Source organism: Thermocatellispora tengchongensis, assembly GCF_014202315.1.
Classification (GTDB): Bacteria; Actinomycetota; Actinomycetes; order Streptosporangiales; family Streptosporangiaceae; genus Thermocatellispora; species Thermocatellispora tengchongensis.
Genome location: NZ_JACHGN010000005.1, coordinates 468,609 through 485,495, shown reverse-complemented (window position 1 = coordinate 485,495; position 16,887 = coordinate 468,609). Strand labels below are relative to the sequence as shown.

The window sequence follows — 16,887 nt, the reverse complement described above, 5'->3', positions numbered from 1 at the left end:
GGCGATGAACACGTCTAGGTAACGACGGTCCGGCGGCACTGCGAGCCTCCCGGGCCGAGTAAGGGAGTGCAGTGGCGAAGGTCCGGGTCTACGAGCTCGCCAAGGAGTTCGGCGTAGAGAGCAAGGTCGTGATGGCCAAGCTCCAGGAGATGGGCGAGTTCGTGCGTTCGGCGTCCTCGACCATCGAGGCGCCGGTGGTCCGCAAGCTCACCGAAGCTTTCTCGGGCGGGTCGAAGGGCTCGTCCGACCGATCCAGGTCGTCCCATCGGGCGGCCCCCCGGCCTGGCGGCGGTCAGCAGCAGGCCGGCAACGGCGCTCCGGCGCCGACCAACATCCCCAAGCCGGGGCCCAGGCCGGGTCCGCGTCCCGGCCCTTCCGGCGCGGCTCCGCGTCCGCCCGTGCCCATGCCGCACGGCCCGCAGCCGCAGCCCCAGCCCCAGCAGCAGCCTCCGCAGGGCGCCCCGCAGCAGCGGCCCGCCCGCGACGAGGCCCCGCGTCCCACGCCGCGGCCGGCGCCGCAGCCGGGCCCGCGTCCGGGTCCGCGCCCCGCGCCGCCGCGTCCCGCCGGCCAGCAGGGTCCGGGCACCGGCCACGGCCACACCGGTCAGGGCCCGTCGGCGCCCGCGCCGGCTCCCGGCGGCGAGCGCGGCCCGCGGCCCGGCCCGCGTCCGGGTCCCCGCGGCCCGCGTCCGGGCAACAACCCGTTCTCGTCCAACGCCAGCGGCATGGGCCAGCCCCGTCCGCCGCGTCCGGGCGGCCGTGACGGCGGCCCGCGCGACGGCGGCCCCGGCACCCGCGAGCCCCGGCGCGACGGCGGCCAGGGTCCCCGCGACGGCGCGATCCCGCGTCCGCCCGGCGGGCGCAGCGGCGCTCCCGGCGCCGCGGGTCCGCGTCCCGGTCCCGCCGGTCCCCGTCCGGGTCCCGGCCCCGCCGGCCCGCGTCCGGGTCCCGGTGCGGGCGGTCCGCGTCCCGGCGGCCCGCGGCCGAACCCGATGATGATGCCCCAGCGTCCCGTCTCCGGCGGCCCCGGTGCTCCCGGCGGCCGGGCCGGCGGCGGTGGCGGCGGTGGCCGTCCCGGTGGCGGCGGCCGTCCGGGCGGCGGCGGTGGCGGTCGTCCCGGTGGCGGCGGTGGCGGCGGCTTCGCCGGTCGTCCCGGCGGCGGCGCCGGCACCCGCACCGGCACCGGTGCTCCCGGTGGCGGCGGCGGCTTCGCCGGCCGTCCCGGTGGCGGCGGCAGGGGCCGCGGCGGCGGCACGGCCGGCGCGTTCGGCCGTCCCGGCGGCCGTCCGGCCCGCGGGCGCAAGTCGAAGCGGCAGAGGCGCCAGGAGTTCGACAACATGCAGGCCCCGGCGATCGGTGGCGTGCAGGTCCCGCGCGGCGGCGGTCAGACGATCCGCCTGCCCCGCGGCGCGTCGCTGTCCGACTTCGCCGACAAGATCGGCGCGAACCCGGCGTCGCTGGTGCAGATCATGCTGCACCTCGGCGAGATGGTGACCGCCACGCAGTCGGTGAACGAGGACACCCTGCAGCTTCTGGGCGCCGAGCTCGACTACGTGATCCAGGTCGTCAGCCCGGAGGAGGAGGACCGCGAGCTTCTCGAGTCCTTCGACATCGAGTTCGGCGAGGACGAGGGCGACGAGGCCGACCTCGCGCCGCGTCCGCCGGTGGTGACCGTCATGGGTCACGTCGACCACGGTAAGACCAAGCTGCTCGACGCGATCCGCAACACCAACGTCGTGGCCCGCGAGGCCGGTGGCATCACCCAGCACATCGGTGCCTACCAGGTGGTCACCGACCACGAGGGCGAGGAGCGGCGCATCACCTTCATCGACACCCCGGGTCACGAGGCGTTCACCGCCATGCGTGCCCGAGGCGCCCAGTCCACCGACATCGCCGTGCTGGTGGTGGCGGCCGACGACGGCGTGAAGCCGCAGACCATCGAGGCGCTCAACCACGCCCAGGCGGCCGGGGTGCCGGTCGTGGTCGCGGTCAACAAGATCGACAAGGAGGGCGCCGACCCGAACAAGGTGCGCGCCCAGCTCACCGAGTACGGCCTGGTGGCCGAGGAGTACGGCGGCTCCACGCTGTTCGTCGACATCTCGGCCAAGAACGGGGTCGGCATCGAGGACCTCCTCGAGGCCATCCTGCTCACCGCCGACGCCGAGCTGGACCTGCGGGCCAACCCGTCGATGGACGCCCAGGGCATCGCGATCGAGGCCCACCTCGACAAGGGCCGCGGCCCGGTGGCGACCGTGCTGGTGCAGCGCGGCACGCTGCGGGTCGGCGACTCGATCGTCTGTGGCGAGGCGTTCGGCCGCGTCCGGGCGATGCTCGACGACAACGGCGAGGCGGTGGCCGAGGCCGACCCGTCGCGGCCGGTCCTGGTCATGGGCCTCACCGCGGTGCCGAGCGCCGGCGACAACTTCATCGTGGTGCCCGACGACCGGATGGCGCGGCAGATCGCCCAGCAGCGGGCGGCCCGCCAGCGTACGGCCGACATGGCCAAGTCCGGCCGCAGGCGCAGCCTGGAAGAGCTCTTCAAGGACATGGAGAAGGGCCAGGTCAACGAGCTCAAGCTCATCATCAAGGGTGACGTCTCCGGTTCGGTGGAGGCCCTTGAGGACGCGCTGCTCAAGATCGACGTCGGCGAGGAGGTCAGCCTCCGGGTGCTGCACCGCGCCGTCGGTGCCATCACCGAGTACGACGTCAACCTGGCGATCGCCGACGACAACGCGGTGATCATCGGCTTCAACGTCCGGCCCGAGGTGCGGGCCCGCGACCTCGCCGAGCGCGAGGGCGTGGACATCCGCTACTACTCGGTCATCTACCAGGCGATCGAAGAGGTCGAGGCGGCCCTGAAGGGCATGCTGAAGCCGGAGTTCGAAGAGGTCCAGATGGGCACCGCCGAAGTCCGCGAGGTCTTCAAGGTGCCGAGGATCGGCAACGTCGCCGGCTGTCTGGTCCGCTCGGGCACGATCGTGCGCAACAGCAAGGCGCGGCTCATCCGCGACGGTGTCGTCATCGCCGACAACCTCACCGTGTCGTCCCTGCGCCGCTTCAAGGACGACGCCACCGAGGTCCGCGAGGGCTTCGAGTGCGGTATCGGGATCGGCTACAACGACATCAAGATCGACGACGTCATCGAGACGTTCGAGATGCGGGAGAAGCCGCGGGCCTGACGCTCCTGACCCCTCCGCCCGCGCGCCCCGAGACGGGCGTGCGGGCGGAGGAGGGGAGCGCCCGGCGCGGCGTACCATGCCATGTATGTCGGTGCCCTGACTTTGGACATCATGCTCGGCGACGTCCGTTCGCTGAAGCAGAAGCGCTCCGTGGTGCGGCCGATCATCGCCGAGGTGCAGCGGAAGTATCCGGCGGTCGCCGTCGCCGAGACCGGCCACCTCGACCTGCACCGCCGTGCGCAGATCGGGATCGCGGTCGTCTCCGCGACCGCGGCCAACTGCGGCGAGGTGCTGCAGGCCTGCGAGCGGCTTGTCGCCTTCCGGCCGGAGATCGAAGTGCTGTCCGCCCGGCAGCGGCTCTACAACGAGGACGAGGATTGACCATGGCGACCGGCGCGGGAGCCGCCCTCCCGCGCCGGTCGTCCGATCCGCTAGGAGGGGGACGATATGGACGCCGCGCGAGCACGTAAGCTTGCCGACCGGATCCAGCAGGTCGTGGCGGAGATGCTGGAGCGCAGGATCAAGGACCCGCGCCTGGGCTTCGTCACCGTGACCGACGCCAGGATCACGGCCGACCTGCGCGACGCCACGGTGTTCTACACCGTGTTCGGCTCCGACGCCGAGCGGGCCGACAGCGCGGCCGCCCTGGAGAGCGCCAAGGGCATCATCCGCTCCGAGGTGGGCAGGCAGACCGGCCTGCGGCACACCCCGACGCTGACGTTCACCCACGACCCGCTCCCCGACAGCGCCAAGCACATCGACGACCTGCTGGCCGAGGCCAAGGCGCGCGACGCCGAGATCGCGCGGCGGGCCGAGGGCGCCAAGCACGCCGGCGACGCCGACCCCTACCGCAGGCCGGGCGGGGAGGCCGACGAGGAGGAGCCCGAGGCGGGGCCGTCCTCGTCGTCCGACCGGGCGGGACACTCCGCGACGTGATGGGCGACGTGCGCGAGGAGCGCGACGTGACGCGCCTGCCGCGTGACGACCGCGCCGGGCACGGCACGGGCGGCTCGGACGCGCCGTGCCTGCCGCACCTTTCCCACTCCGGCGGGGTGCCCGAGAGCGACTGGGCACGCGCCGTCGAGCTGATCCGCTCCGCCGACGAGATCGCGCTCGCCTGCCACGTGTCGCCCGACGGCGACGCGCTCGGCTCGATGCTCGCCGCCGGGCTCGCCATGCGCGCGCTCGGCAAGCGGGTCGTCGCCTCCTTCGGCGACCGCCGCTTCGAGGTGCCGCGCCTGCTGCGCTTCCTGCCCGGCCAGGAACTGCTGGTGGAGCCGGCCCGATACCCCGAGGCCCCGGCGCTCATGATCACCTTCGACGCGTCCACCTCGGCGCGCCTGGGGCTGCTCGGCGACTCCGCCGCCAAGGCGGCCGAGCTGATCGTGGTGGACCACCACCCGTCCAACAGCGGCTTCGGCACGATGGCGCTGATCGACCCGGGCGCCGCGGCCACCGCCATGCTGGTGGAGGAGCTGATCGACCGCCTCGGCGTGCCGCTCGACCGCGACATCGCCACCGGCCTGTACGCCGGCCTGGTCACCGACACCGGTTCCTTCCGGCACTCCTCGACCAGCCCGGCGGCCCACGCCATGGCCGCGCGGCTGGTGGCAACCGGGCTGCGTACCGACGAGATCGCCCGCGAGCTGTGGGACCGTTCCCCGTTCGGCTACCTGAAGGTGCTGGGCGCCGCCCTGGAGCGCGTCCATCTGGAGCCGGAGGCCGCGGGCGGCCTCGGCCTGGTGTGGACGTACGTGCCCAGGGTGGACCGCGCCGCGTACGGGCTGCCGTACGACGAGGTCGAGGGCATGATCGACATCGTCAGGCGCACCGACGAGGCCGAGGTCGCCATCGTGCTCAAGGAGGACGACGAGGGCGCCTGGCAGGTCTCCACCCGCTCCAAGGGCGCGGTGGACGTCGCCCGGGTCTGCGCCGCGCTCGGCGGCGGCGGCCACGTCCGCGCCGCCGGCTTCACCTCCCACCGCCCGGTCGCCGAGACCATGGCCGACATCCGGGCGCTGCTCACGCCCGCCTGACCAACCGAGGAACGATGAACCGCGCCAGAGGCGACCGCACCCCACCCCCCAGCGGCCTGATCGTCGTGGACAAGCCCGCCGGGTGGACCTCCCATGACGTCGTGGGCAAGCTGCGCGGCATCGCCGGCACCCGCAGGGTCGGCCACGCGGGCACCCTGGACCCGATGGCCACCGGCGTGCTGGTGGTGGGCGTGGAGAAGGCGACCCGGCTGCTCGGGCACCTCGCGCTGACCGAGAAGGCGTACGACGCGACGATCCGGCTCGGCCAGGCCACCAACACCGACGACGCCGAGGGCGAGGTCGTGGCCACGGCCGGGGCCTCCGGGGTCACCGACGAGGAGATCGCGGCCGGGGCGGCCAAGCTGACCGGGCGAATCATGCAGATCCCGCCGCAGGTCAGCGCGATCAAGGTGAACGGCGAGCGGGCGTACAAGCGGGCCAGGGCGGGGGAGAACGTCGAGCTGCAGGCCCGGCCGGTGACGGTCTCGGCGTTCGAGATCACCGAGGTGCGCCGCGAGGGCGGCCTGGTGGACGTCTCGGCGTCGGTGACCTGCTCCAGCGGCACCTACATCCGCTCGCTGGCCCGCGACCTGGGCGCCGACCTCGGGGTGGGCGGCCACCTGACCTACCTGCGGCGCACCCGCGTCGGCCCCTACGACCTGTCGATGGCCCGCACCATCGAGGAGCTGTCCCGCGAGTGCGCGATCCTGCCCATCGCCGAGGCCGTGGCGGCGGCCTTCCCCCGGCGCGACCTGACCGCCGAGGAGGCGCGCCTGGTCTCGCACGGCGGTCGGCTGCCCGCGGCCGGCCAGCCGGCCGGGCCCACCGGGGCGTTCGCCCCCGACGGCACCCTGATCGCACTGCTGGAGGTCCAGGGCCGCACCTCACGCCCACTGGTCGTCTTCAGCTAGCCGGGAGCCAACCGGGAGCTACTCGGGCACCCTGGCCACGACGCGCTACCTAGTCGGGCACCCTGGCCACGACGATGTCCCGGTTGATGGCCTGGTCCACCCAGTGCTCGAACCCGGGCGTCTCGACGACCTCCAGGCCGTTGCCCTCCAGGACCTTGACCACTTCGCCGCGAGGCGCCACGTGGGTGTTCCAGGACAGGCCGAGCGCCGCGCCGGGGCGCAGCAGCGGGCGCCAGGCGGGCACGGCGGCCTCCAGCAGGGCCAGCGGGCTGCGCGAGAGCCCCCCGGTGCCCTGGCGGCTGCCGTGCTGCACGCCGTACGGCGCGTCGGTGACCAGGGCGTCGAAGGAGCGGGCCCGCAGCAGCTCGGCGCTGCGCAGCGTGTCGGCGTTGATCATGGTGATCGAGTCGACCTCGCCCGCCTTCCACGCCTCCTTGGTCCGGCCCAGCGTGACGTGGAAGCGCCGCCCGACCTGGGCGCGCTCGCGCCGGATCGGGGTGATCTCGGCGGAGTGCTTGAGCCGCTTGTTCTTCAGCCAGGTGCGCAGGAAATTGGCGTAGGCGTCGAAGTCCTTGGCGTCGATGTCGATTCCGGTGGCGTCGAGGCCGTACATGAGGGCCTGGTTCAGCGTGGTGCCCCGGCCGCACATCGGGTCGAATACCGACAGCTTGCGGGTGAGCATGCGCTCCGGGTGCGCGGTGGCCAGCAGCGTGACGTTCATGAGCATTTTCGTGAAATGCTCATTGGTCTTCCCGGCGTATTTCTGGATCGTCAGCAGGTCGGTGTCGAAGCGGTCCAGCGGGCGCACCTCGACGGGGCGCAGCAGCCCGCCCTCCAGCTCGAACAGCGCGTACAGGGAGGACAGGTTCGACAGGAACGCCACGTCGCGCTCCGGCAGATCGTCCGCCTCGAACGTGACGTACGGCACGCCGCCCATGCGGGTCTCGGTGATTTCGCCCACGCGCCCGCCGAGCGCCCGCTCGCCGAAGAACGCCAGCTCGCTCCTGGTCAGCCCGACCGCGCTCGCGCCGTAAACGCGGTTGAACGCGGGCAGGATCAAAATCGCGTATCTCGCCATGACCTGTTTCGCCTCAAAGGCCGGGCCCGAAGCCGGCGCCGGGCCCTGATCGCCGTTGGACCGACGATTATAGGCCCAGGTATCGCCGGGCGCGGTTCGCGGAGCCGCCTGTGGTTGTGTACTCTCGACCTGCCCGAATGATCATGAAGATGGTCGGGAGGCTCCCCGGTGCGGCGCGGCGCCGGGGAGCATGGCAGTCTTGTCCCCGGAAAACCTGCAAGGCAACAGCCGTCCAGAGGGATCGAGGTCAACGTGCGGGGCTGGCGCGGACTCGGCGACGTGCCCGGAGACTGGGGCAGATCCGTCGTTACGATCGGGGTCTTCGACGGTGTCCACCGCGGGCACCGGCGCATGGTGGAGCGGGCGGTCGCGATGGCCGGGGAGCTGGGCGTGCCCTCGGTGGCGGTGGCCTTCGACCCCCATCCCGACGAGGTCGTGCGTCCCGGCACCCACCCGCCGCGGCTGACCACCCCGGCGCACCGGGTCGAGCTGCTCTCGCAGCTCGGGCTCGACCAGGTCTGCCTGGAGCCGTTCACCCTGGAGGTCTCCAGGATGACGCCCGACGAGTTCGTGCAGAACGTGCTGGTGGACAAGCTGCACGCCGCCGGGGTCGTGGTGGGCGAGAACTTCAGGTTCGGCCACGCGGCCGGCGGCGACACCGAGACTTTGCGCACTCTTGGCGAGAAGTACGACTTCGCCGTGGAGGTGGTGCCGCTCGTCGCCAACGGTGTGGCCGTCTCCTCCACCCGGGTCCGCGAGCTGGTGGTCTCCGGCGACGTCGAGGGCGCCGCGGCGGCGCTCGGCCGTCCCCACCGCGTCGAGGGCGTCGTCGTACGCGGCTACCAGCGCGGCCGTCAGCTCGGCTTCCCCACCGCCAACGTCGAGTCGCCGCAGTACACCGCGATCCCCGCCGACGGCGTGTACGCCGGCTGGCTGAGCTGCCTGCAGCGCGGCAACATTCCCGCCCCCTACCCCGGCCAGCGCTGGCCCGCGGCCATCTCGGTGGGCACCAACCCCACCTTCGAGGGCGTGCCGCGCACCGTCGAGGCGTACGCGCTGGACCACGACGACCTGGACCTGTACGGCGTGCACGTCGCCGTGGACTTCGCCGCCCGGCTGCGCGGCAACACCCGGTTCGAGTCGATCGACTCGCTGGTGGCCCAGATCCACCGCGACGTGGAGCAGGTGCGGCGGATCACGGCAAGGTGAGGCAACACGACGATCTCCATCTTGTCTCACATCCCTGACGGCGGGTTCGCCGATGTGCCCGGCTGCGATCCGTGATGGTAGCCTTACATGTCGGCTCTGATCCGGCGTCGTTTGACGCTGCCCGTCGGCTCTCGCACGGCGACTGTAGGCACGCACGGTCGTTCGAGCACATTTGCCCACTTCACGCGTGCCCTTGGATGAGACAGAGGAGAGCTGTGTCCCTCGACACCGCCGCCAAGAAGGCGATCATCAGCGAGTATGCCACCGGCGAAGGCGACACCGGTTCGCCGGAGGTGCAGATCGCGCTGCTGAGCAAGCGCATCAGCGAGCTGACCGAGCACCTGAAGACGCACAGTCACGACCACCACAGCCGGCGCGGCCTGCTGCTGCTGGTCGGCCGGCGGCGCCGGCTGCTGAAGTACCTGCAGGCCAAGGACATCATGCGCTACCGCTCCCTGATCGAGCGGCTCGGCCTGCGCCGATAGACTGACGAGGGAGCGGCCCCGGCCGCTCCCTCCTCGTATCCGGCCTGGACGACAGGCTTCCAATCGGTCGCCGCGGAAGCTATATATCCCAGAAAACCGGATATGAGAGCCCAATATGGGCTAGGGCCCGGCGCGCCGCCACCGGCCGCCCCGCCCGCCAACTGAATAGCCGAGTAAGCCCCGCGTCCGCACAGCAAGCGCGCCCCGCGGCGTCGGAGGGCCGGTCCTCGGTAGTGGCTTCCGGTAGGTCACGCGGGCGTCGCCCGCGCCACCGGGCGCTTCGATCGAAGACCGGCGCTGCACCTGACGGGGACCGGCAAGCAGACGCGGGAGACCCACCGTAAAAGGAGGTCCCCCGTGGAGGGTGTCCACAGTACGGAAGCCGTCATAGACAACGGCGGTTTCGGAACGCGCACGGTTCGGTTCGAGACCGGCCGCCTCGCGCGCCAGGCGGCGGGCTCGTCCGTCGTCTACCTCGACGACGAGACGATGGTCCTGTCCGCCACCACCGTCTCCAAGCAGCCCAAGGAGAACCTCGACTTCTTCCCGCTCACAGTGGACGTCGAGGAGCGCATGTACGCCGCGGGCCGCATCCCCGGCTCGTTCTTCCGGCGCGAGGGCCGTCCCTCCGAGGACGCGATCCTGACCTGCCGCCTGATCGACCGGCCGCTGCGCCCGTCGTTCGTCAAGGGCCTGCGCAACGAGATCCAGGTCGTGGCGACCGTCATGGCGCTGCACCCCGAGCACCTGTACGACGTGGTCGCCATCAACGCCGCGTCGCTGTCCACACAGCTCGCCGGGCTGCCGTTCTCCGGCCCGATCGGCGGCGTGCGCGTCGCGCTGATCGAGGGCCAGTGGGTGGCGTTCCCGACCCACTCCGAGCTGGAGAAGGCCACCTTCGACATGGTGGTGGCCGGCCGGGTGCTCGACGACGGCGACGTCGCGATCATGATGGTCGAGGCCGAGTCCACCCGCGACACGCTCAAGCTGGTCGCCGAGGGCGCGGTCGCCCCGACCGAGGAGACGGTCGGCGAGGGCCTGGAGGCCGCCAAGCCGTTCATCAAGGTGCTCTGCGACGCCCAGGCCAAGCTGGCCAAGGTCGCCGCCAAGGAGACCGCGGAGTACCCCGTCTTCCTGGACTACCAGGACGACGCCTACGAGGCGGTCGTCGGCGCGGTGAAGAGCGAGCTCGCCGCCGCGCTGACCATCGCCGGCAAGCAGGAGCGCGAGGCCGAGCTGGACCGCGTCAAGGCGCTGGTCGCCGAGAAGCTGCTCAGCGACTTCGAGGGCCGCGAGAAGGAGCTCGGGGCGGCGTTCCGGGCGCTGACCAAGAAGCTCATGCGCGAGCGCGTCATCTCCGAGGGCGTGCGCATCGACGGGCGCGGCGTGAAGGACATCCGCCAGCTCAGCGCCGAGGTGCACGTGGTGCCCCGGGTGCACGGCTCGGCGCTGTTCGAGCGCGGTGAGACCCAGATCCTGGGCGTCACGACGCTGAACATGCTGCGCATGGAGCAGATGATCGACACGCTCAACCCCGAGCGCACCAAGCGCTACATGCACAACTACAACTTCCCGCCCTACTCCACCGGTGAGGTCGGCCGCGTGGGCTCGCCCAAGCGGCGCGAGATCGGGCACGGCGCGCTCGCCGAGCGGGCGCTGATCCCGGTGCTGCCCTCGCGCGAGGAGTTCCCGTACGCCATCCGCCAGGTGTCGGAGGCGATCGGCTCCAACGGCTCCACCTCGATGGGCTCGGTCTGCGCGTCCACGATGTCGCTGCTCGACGCCGGTGTGCCGCTGAAGAAGATGGTGGCCGGCATCGCGATGGGCCTGATCCACGAGGGCGGCGAGTACGTCACGCTGACCGACATCCTCGGCGCCGAGGACGCCATGGGCGACATGGACTTCAAGGTCGCCGGCACCGATGAGATCATCACCGCGCTCCAGCTCGACACCAAGCTCGACGGCATTCCCGCCAACGTGCTCGCGGGCGCGCTGAAGCAGGCCAAGGCCGCCCGGCTGGCCATCCTGGACGTCATGCAGGAGGCCATCGACTCGCCGGCCGAGATGAACCCGACCGCGCCGCGGATCATCACGATCAAGGTCCCGGTCGACAAGATCGGCGAGGTCATCGGCCCCAAGGGCAAGATGATCAACCAGATCCAGGACGACACCGGCGCCGAGATCACCATCGAGGACGACGGCACCATCTACATCGGCGCCACCGACGGCCCCTCGGCCGAGGCGGCGCGCTCGTCCATCAACGCCATCGCCAACCCGCACATGCCGACGGTCGGCGAGCGCTACCTGGGCACGGTCGTGAAGATCGCCGCGTTCGGCGCCTTCGTGTCGCTGCTGCCCGGCAAGGACGGCCTGCTGCACGTCTCGCAGATCCGCAAGCTGCACGGCGGCAAGCGGATCGAGAACGTCGAGGACGTCATGAGCGTGGGCGAGAAGATCCAGGTGGAGATCGCCGAGATCGACTCGCGCGGCAAGCTGTCGCTGGTCCCGGTCGAGGTCATCGAGAAGGAGGCCGAGGCCGCCGCCGCGGCGGCCGAGAGCGGCGGCGGCGACGGCGGGGGTGCCGAGGAGGGCCGCGAGGAGCGCGCCGAGCGCTCCGAGAAGCCCGAGCAGCCGCGCACCGAGCGGCGCCGCACCCGCACCCGCGGCGGGCGTGACGAGCGCAACTCCTGACGACGACGGCGGGCGGTGGGGGGGGGCCCGCCCCCGGCCCCCCCCCCCCCGCGGCAGGGCCCGCTGAAGAGTTTTAAAAAGGGACACAGCCCCCCCCCCACGAAGGCGCCCGGGGGGGGCGGCGCCCCCCGAGACCCCCCTCCCGCGCGCCCCCGCGCGGCGCCGCACCCCCCCCCGGGGGGGGGGGCCCGCGCCCCCCCCCCCCCGGCGGGGGGGGGGGGGGGGGGGGCCCCGGCCGGGCCCCCCCCCACCGCGGCGAAAGGCCCTGATCAAGCTTTGAACACTGTCACTCTGCACCCCGGCAAGGACGGCGCCGGGGTCGTGCGGCGCACCGTACTCCCCGGTGGGCTCCGTGTGGTGACCGAGACCATGCCGACGGTGCGCTCCGTCGCGGTCGGCATGTGGGTCGGCATCGGCTCGCGCGACGAGGCCCCGGAGCACATGGGCGCCACCCACTTCCTGGAACACCTGCTGTTCAAGGGCACCCCCACGCGCGACGCGCTGGAGATCTCCGCGGCCATCGAGGGCATCGGCGGCGAGATCAACGCGTTCACCGCCAAGGAGTACACCTGCTACTACGCCCGGGTGCTCGACGAGGATCTACCACTGGTGATCGACGTGCTGTCCGATGTCGTCACCTCGGCGCTGATCGACCCCGAGGACGTCGAGTCCGAGCGCGGCGTGATCCTGGAGGAGATCGCCATGCACGACGACGACCCCTCGGACGTCGTGCACGAGCAGTTCTCCGCCGAGCTGTACGGCGACACGCCGATCGGCCGGCCCATCCTGGGCACGGTCGAGTCGATCAACTCCCTCAGCCGCGAGCGCATCCTGGAGTACTACCAGCGCTACTACCGGCCCCCGCACACCGTGGTCTCGGTCGCGGGCAACATCCAGCACGAGCGGGTGGTGGAGCTGGTGGCGGCGGCGTACGAGCGGGCGGGGGCCCTGGGCGGCGACGCCGAGCACGCGCCGCCGCGGCTGACCGGGCCCGGCGTGGAGTCGCGCTCGGGCGTGCGCCTGCTGGACCGGCCCACCGAGCAGGCCAACCTGGTCCTGGGCACCACCGGCATCTCGCGCACCGACGACCGCCGCTTCGCGCTCGGCGTGCTGAACTCCGCGCTCGGCGGCGGCATGTCCTCGCGCCTGTTCCAGGAGATCCGCGAGAAGCGCGGCCTGGCGTACTCGGCCTACAGCTACACCTCCCAGTACGCCGACACCGGCCAGTTCGGCATCTACGTCGGCTGCCTGCCGGGCAAGATCGACGAGGTGCTGAAGATCTGCCGCGAGGAGATCACCCGCATCGCGGCCGAGGGCATCAGCGAGATCGAGATCGCCCGCGGCAAGGGCCAGATGCGCGGCGGCCTGGTGCTCGGCCTGGAGGACACCGGGTCGCGCATGTCGCGCATCGGCAAGAGCGAGCTGGTCTACGACCGGCTGATGACGGTGGACGAGGTCCTGGCCCGCATCGACGCCGTCACCCCGGAGGAGATCGTCGCGGTGGCCGCGGACGTCCTGCGCCGCCCGATGACCCTCGCGGTCATCGGCCCGTACGGCGAGAAGGACTTCACCCCCTTCATCGCCGACTGAAAGCGCCCGGTTCGCTAAGGTAGGTCCGTGATCAGGGTTGGAGTGCTGGGTGCGCGTGGACGCGTCGGCGTAGAGGTGTGCAAGGCCGTCCACGCGGCCGGCGACATGGAACTGGTGGCCGCGGTCGACAAGGGCGACCCGATCGACGACATCGCCAAGGCCGAGGTCGTCGTCGACTTCACCCATCCCGACGTGGTGATGGACAACCTGCGCTGGTGCGTCGAGCACGGCGTCCACGCGGTCGTCGGCACCACCGGCTTCGACGAGGCGCGCCTGGGCACCGTACGCGGCTGGCTCGCCGAGCACCCTTCGGTCAACGTGCTCATCGCGCCCAACTTCGGCATCGCGGCCGTGCTGATGATGCACTTCGCCCAGCAGGCGGCGCGCTTCTTCGACTCCGCCGAGATCGTCGAGCTGCACCACCCCAACAAGGCCGACGCCCCCTCCGGCACCGCCCGGCGCACCGCCGAGCTGATCGTGCAGGCCAGGGCCGAGGCGGGCTGCCCGCCGATGCCCGACGCGACCACGACCGAGCTCGACGGCGCGCGCGGCGCGAACGTGGGGGGCGTGCGCGTCCACGCCGTGCGCCTGTCGGGCCTGATCGCCCACCAGGAGGTCCTGCTGGGCGGCGGTGGCGAGACCCTGACGATCCGCCACGACACCATGAACCGCGCCTCCTTCACCCCGGGCGTCCTGCTGGGCGTGCGCCGCATCGGCGGGCTGCCGGGCCTCACCGTCGGCCTGGAGCACCTGCTCGACCTGTGATCTGCCTGCACGAGCAGATTCTCCACGCGCCCGGGTGAGGGCCGATGACGGCCGGAAACGGCGCACCCGGGCAGGCGGACGCGGAAACGGGATGCCCGGTGCGGGCGCGGGCGGTAGCGTGCGAGGCGTGACCGACGCGTACGCTCCCGCGCCCGTGCGCTGGGCCGAGCAGCACGAGCTGGCCGGGCTCGCGGAGATCGAGCTGGCCGCCGACAAGCTGTTCGCCGAGGTGGGCATCACCTTCCCGCCCGGCACGACCATGATCGAAGACGTCACCGACCCGGAGCGGGTGCTGGTCTCCGGCACCCCGCCCGAGGGGTTCGCGCTGCTGGGCGAGGTCGATGGGCGGGTGCACCTCGAACAGCTCGCCGTGCGGCCCGAGCGCATGCGGCGGGGGATCGGCGGGCGGCTGCTGGCCGCCGTCGCCGAGCACGCCGCCGCGTCCGGGTCCGACGGGGTCACCCTGACCACCTACCGCGACGTGTCCTGGAACGCTCCCTGGTACGCCCGGCACGGCTACCGGGTGCTGCCCCGCGAGCGCTGGGGCCCGGAGCTGACCGAGCTGGTGGAGCGCGAGCGCGAACTCGGCATCGAGGTCGCGCCGCGCGTGGTGATGTGGCAGCCCGCCGTCACAACGTGACGGCCAGGCCGATCGTGAACAGCGCGCCGTAGGCGAGCTGGAGCCGCCCCGTCTGCCGCAACCCGGCGATCAGTGCCGGGCCGAGCGCCCCGCCGAGCACCAGGCGCACCGGCGGGACCGCCAGCGGGATCGCGAGCAGGGTGAGCGCGGTCAGCGGGCGTACCGGGATCAGCGCCGCCGCGACCGCGAACGGCGCGATCACGCATCCGGCGTACAACAGCCGCGTACGCCGGTCGCCCAACACCACCGCGAGCGTGCGCTTGCCCGCCTCGGCGTCGCCGCGCAGGTCGCGCAGGTTGTTGACGACCAGCAGCGCGCACGCCAGCAGCCCGACCGGCACCGCCGCCGCGACCGCGAGCCAGGGCAGGCCCTCCACCTGCACGTACGTCGTGCCGGCCACGGCCACCAGGCCGAAGAACACGAAGACCGACACCTCGCCCAGCGCCCGGTACCCGTACGGCCGTGAGCCGCCGGTGTAGAACCAGGCCGCCGCGATCGACAGCGCCCCCACGGCCAGCAGCCACCACGCCCGGGTGGCGACGACCAGGGCCAGGCCCGCCACCGCGGCGGCGAGGAAGCAGCCGAGCGCGGCCACCAGCACCGAGCGCGGCGTGGCCAGGCCCGAGCCGACCAGCCGCAGCGGGCCGACCCGGGCGTTGTCGGTGCCCCGGATGCCGTCGCTGTAGTCGTTGGCGTAGTTGACCCCGATCTGGAGCAGCAGCGCCACGGCGAGCGCGACCAGCGCCCGCCACCACACGGCGCCGCCGGTCGAGACGGCGGCACCGGTGCCGACCGCGACCGGCACCAGGGCGGCGGGCAGGGTCCGCGGGCGGGCGCCCGCCACCCAGTGCTTGAGAGTGGGAGCCGGGGCCCCGCCCGGCTCCCGCGTGGCCGTCATCGCCAAGCCCCCGAGACGTACGCGATCGGCGTCATGGGCGGATGTCGGTCGCCAGGCGGACCATCCGCACCGGACGCCCCATGTCGAGCACCCGCTCGGCGCCGTCCTCGCCCCACCCGGCCGACTCCAGGAAGGCCAGCATCGCGTGGTTGTCGGCGAAGACCCAGGTGATCGCCGAGGTGAACTCGTCCTTGACCAGGTAGTCCACGGTGGCGTTGAGCAGGCGGCTGCCGTGGCCGCGCCGGATGTGGTCGGGATCGACGAGCAGGGTGAGCAGCTCGGCCGTGACCGTCGGGTCGGTGTCGGCGTCCTCGGCGGGCGCGTGCGACGCCAGGCCCACCACCCGCTCCTGGGGTTCCATGGACGCCGCGGCGGCGATGCCGCCGGGGCCGAGCGCCGGGAACGCGTCGGTGTCGAGGATGCGCTCGATCGCGACCAGCAGCCTATGGCGTGGTGTCGGCGGCGCGACGACCGCCTCCTCCCACTGCTGCTGCCACATCTCCTCGGCGGCGCTTCCCGTCATCTGCGCAAGGGGTCCTTCAGGCAGGAACTCCCGATATCCATGGCGCCACGCCCGGATCTGGGTCCGCGTCACCGCGGCCACATCTTCGCGCCGGGCTGCCCGCACGCCTACGTCTGCCATCTCGGCCGGCTCCTTCTAATGCCGTCATGCCTGGACCTGTCGCCGAGGATCTCGTCCGGCGGGCGTCGCGTTGAGGAGAACCGTGAGGGATCCGCGGTGCAGGCAGTACCCACCGTATCGGGGAATCACCGCGCAGAATGACGCGATGGGGGGTCAGCGACCCGTCTTGCCCGATACGCACGAGTTTTTGTTCGATTGCCGCAGACTTTCATCGAGCACCAGGCGCGTGAACGGTTCTTTGACGAGTCGATGAACGCCCACTGGCAGGTGCCTTCGGCGCACACCTTCAGCCGCGGCCACGTGCCGTCGGCCCGCGTGTCGGCCACGGCGGCCGCGATGGCGGCCAGCCCGGCCGTCACCCCGGTCACGGCCGGCCGCAGCATCGGCCCCGCCTCGGTCAGCTCCAGCCGCAGCGGCAACGCGGCCAGGATCTCGGCCAGCCGTGGCAGCTCGGGGGGAACGGCCTGGCCAGGGGGGTGCGGGGCGGCGCGGTCGTGGTTGTGTCGCAGGGCGGCGCGCAGCCCCTCGCGCAGGCCGACGGCGAGCGCCAGGTCGCCGGCGTCCGCCCGGTCGCGCGCCCCGGCCAGCCCGCGCCCGCGCAGCCAGACGACCAGCTCGGCCGGCGAGGACAGCTCGTCGGTGCCGGCCTCGACGTCGTAGGTGTTCACGAAGTCGCGGACCAGCTCCGCTGCGCCGTTCATCGTCCCGCTCACCTCCGGATAACCACTGTACGCGGGTGAGGGGTTGCTGCGATTCCGACAC

The 16,887-nt window shown here is 72.5% G+C and carries 15 protein-coding genes; 11 read left to right on the top strand and 4 right to left on the bottom strand.

Annotated elements, in window-relative coordinates; translation table 11 throughout:
• Positions 1 to 71 precede the first annotated feature (71 nt).
• The 5 genes from infB to truB all read left to right on the top strand — a co-directional run bounded on the left by infB (position 72) and on the right by truB (position 6,126).
• Positions 72 to 3,179, top strand: a complete 3,108-nt coding sequence (gene infB / locus HNP84_RS14325; protein WP_185050151.1) for a translation initiation factor IF-2 — start codon at positions 72 to 74, stop codon at positions 3,177 to 3,179.
• Between the two features lie 81 nt (positions 3,180 to 3,260).
• Positions 3,261 to 3,560, top strand: a complete 300-nt coding sequence (locus HNP84_RS14320; protein WP_185050150.1) for a DUF503 domain-containing protein — start codon at positions 3,261 to 3,263, stop codon at positions 3,558 to 3,560.
• 66 nt (positions 3,561 to 3,626) lie between these two features.
• Positions 3,627 to 4,115: a 30S ribosome-binding factor RbfA gene (gene rbfA / locus HNP84_RS14315; RefSeq protein WP_185050149.1), complete on the top strand. Its 489-nt coding sequence runs from the start codon at positions 3,627 to 3,629 to the stop codon at positions 4,113 to 4,115.
• Positions 4,115 to 5,215, top strand: coding sequence for a DHH family phosphoesterase (locus HNP84_RS14310; RefSeq protein WP_185050287.1), 1,101 nt, complete (start codon positions 4,115 to 4,117; stop codon positions 5,213 to 5,215). The genes rbfA and HNP84_RS14310 overlap by 1 nt, the downstream gene beginning before the upstream one ends.
• 14 nt (positions 5,216 to 5,229) lie before the next feature.
• Positions 5,230 to 6,126 (top strand): tRNA pseudouridine(55) synthase TruB, encoded by an 897-nt coding sequence (gene truB, locus HNP84_RS14305; protein WP_185050148.1) that lies wholly within the window; start codon positions 5,230 to 5,232, stop codon positions 6,124 to 6,126.
• A gap of 49 nt (positions 6,127 to 6,175) precedes the next feature.
• Here truB and HNP84_RS14300 read toward each other — a convergent pair whose 3' ends face one another.
• Positions 6,176 to 7,204: a TRM11 family SAM-dependent methyltransferase gene (locus HNP84_RS14300; protein ID WP_185050147.1), complete on the bottom strand. Its 1,029-nt coding sequence runs from the start codon at positions 7,202 to 7,204 to the stop codon at positions 6,176 to 6,178.
• A 252-nt stretch (positions 7,205 to 7,456) separates the two neighbouring features.
• Here HNP84_RS14300 and HNP84_RS14295 point away from each other — a divergent pair, with 252 nt between their 5' ends.
• The 6 genes from HNP84_RS14295 (at position 7,457) to HNP84_RS14270 (ending at position 14,584) form a co-directional block, all read left to right on the top strand.
• Positions 7,457 to 8,413: a bifunctional riboflavin kinase/FAD synthetase gene (locus HNP84_RS14295; RefSeq protein WP_185050146.1), complete on the top strand. Its 957-nt coding sequence runs from the start codon at positions 7,457 to 7,459 to the stop codon at positions 8,411 to 8,413.
• Between the two features lie 215 nt (positions 8,414 to 8,628).
• The gene (gene rpsO / locus HNP84_RS14290) at positions 8,629 to 8,898 is read left to right on the top strand and encodes a 30S ribosomal protein S15 (protein ID WP_185050145.1); all 270 of its coding nucleotides are present in this window, start codon (positions 8,629 to 8,631) and stop codon (positions 8,896 to 8,898) included.
• A gap of 357 nt (positions 8,899 to 9,255) precedes the next feature.
• Entirely contained in the window at positions 9,256 to 11,589 is a 2,334-nt protein-coding gene (locus tag HNP84_RS14285; protein WP_185050144.1) for a polyribonucleotide nucleotidyltransferase, read from the top strand.
• A gap of 276 nt (positions 11,590 to 11,865) precedes the next feature.
• Positions 11,866 to 13,179 carry a M16 family metallopeptidase gene (locus HNP84_RS14280; RefSeq protein ID WP_185050143.1) on the top strand — a complete coding sequence of 438 codons (1,314 nt, stop codon included), beginning with the start codon at positions 11,866 to 11,868 and terminating at the stop codon, positions 13,177 to 13,179.
• Between the two features lie 27 nt (positions 13,180 to 13,206).
• On the top strand, positions 13,207 to 13,944 hold the full coding sequence (gene dapB, locus HNP84_RS14275) for a 4-hydroxy-tetrahydrodipicolinate reductase (protein ID WP_185050142.1): 738 nt from the start codon (positions 13,207 to 13,209) through the stop codon (positions 13,942 to 13,944).
• A gap of 127 nt (positions 13,945 to 14,071) precedes the next feature.
• Positions 14,072 to 14,584, top strand: coding sequence for a GNAT family N-acetyltransferase (locus tag HNP84_RS14270; protein ID WP_312924759.1), 513 nt, complete (start codon positions 14,072 to 14,074; stop codon positions 14,582 to 14,584).
• Here the strand turns inward: HNP84_RS14270 and HNP84_RS14265 are convergent.
• The 3 genes from HNP84_RS14265 to HNP84_RS14255 form a co-directional block, all read right to left on the bottom strand.
• The gene (locus HNP84_RS14265) at positions 14,574 to 15,482 is read right to left on the bottom strand and encodes a 1,4-dihydroxy-2-naphthoate polyprenyltransferase (protein ID WP_185050140.1); all 909 of its coding nucleotides are present in this window, start codon (positions 15,480 to 15,482) and stop codon (positions 14,574 to 14,576) included. The genes HNP84_RS14270 and HNP84_RS14265 overlap by 11 nt on opposite strands.
• A gap of 31 nt (positions 15,483 to 15,513) precedes the next feature.
• The gene (locus HNP84_RS14260; protein ID WP_246518120.1) at positions 15,514 to 16,005 is read right to left on the bottom strand and encodes a GNAT family N-acetyltransferase; all 492 of its coding nucleotides are present in this window, start codon (positions 16,003 to 16,005) and stop codon (positions 15,514 to 15,516) included.
• A gap of 245 nt (positions 16,006 to 16,250) precedes the next feature.
• Positions 16,251 to 16,826 carry a CGNR zinc finger domain-containing protein gene (locus HNP84_RS14255; protein WP_185050138.1) on the bottom strand — a complete coding sequence of 192 codons (576 nt, stop codon included), beginning with the start codon at positions 16,824 to 16,826 and terminating at the stop codon, positions 16,251 to 16,253.
• Positions 16,827 to 16,887: the final 61 nt, after the last annotated feature.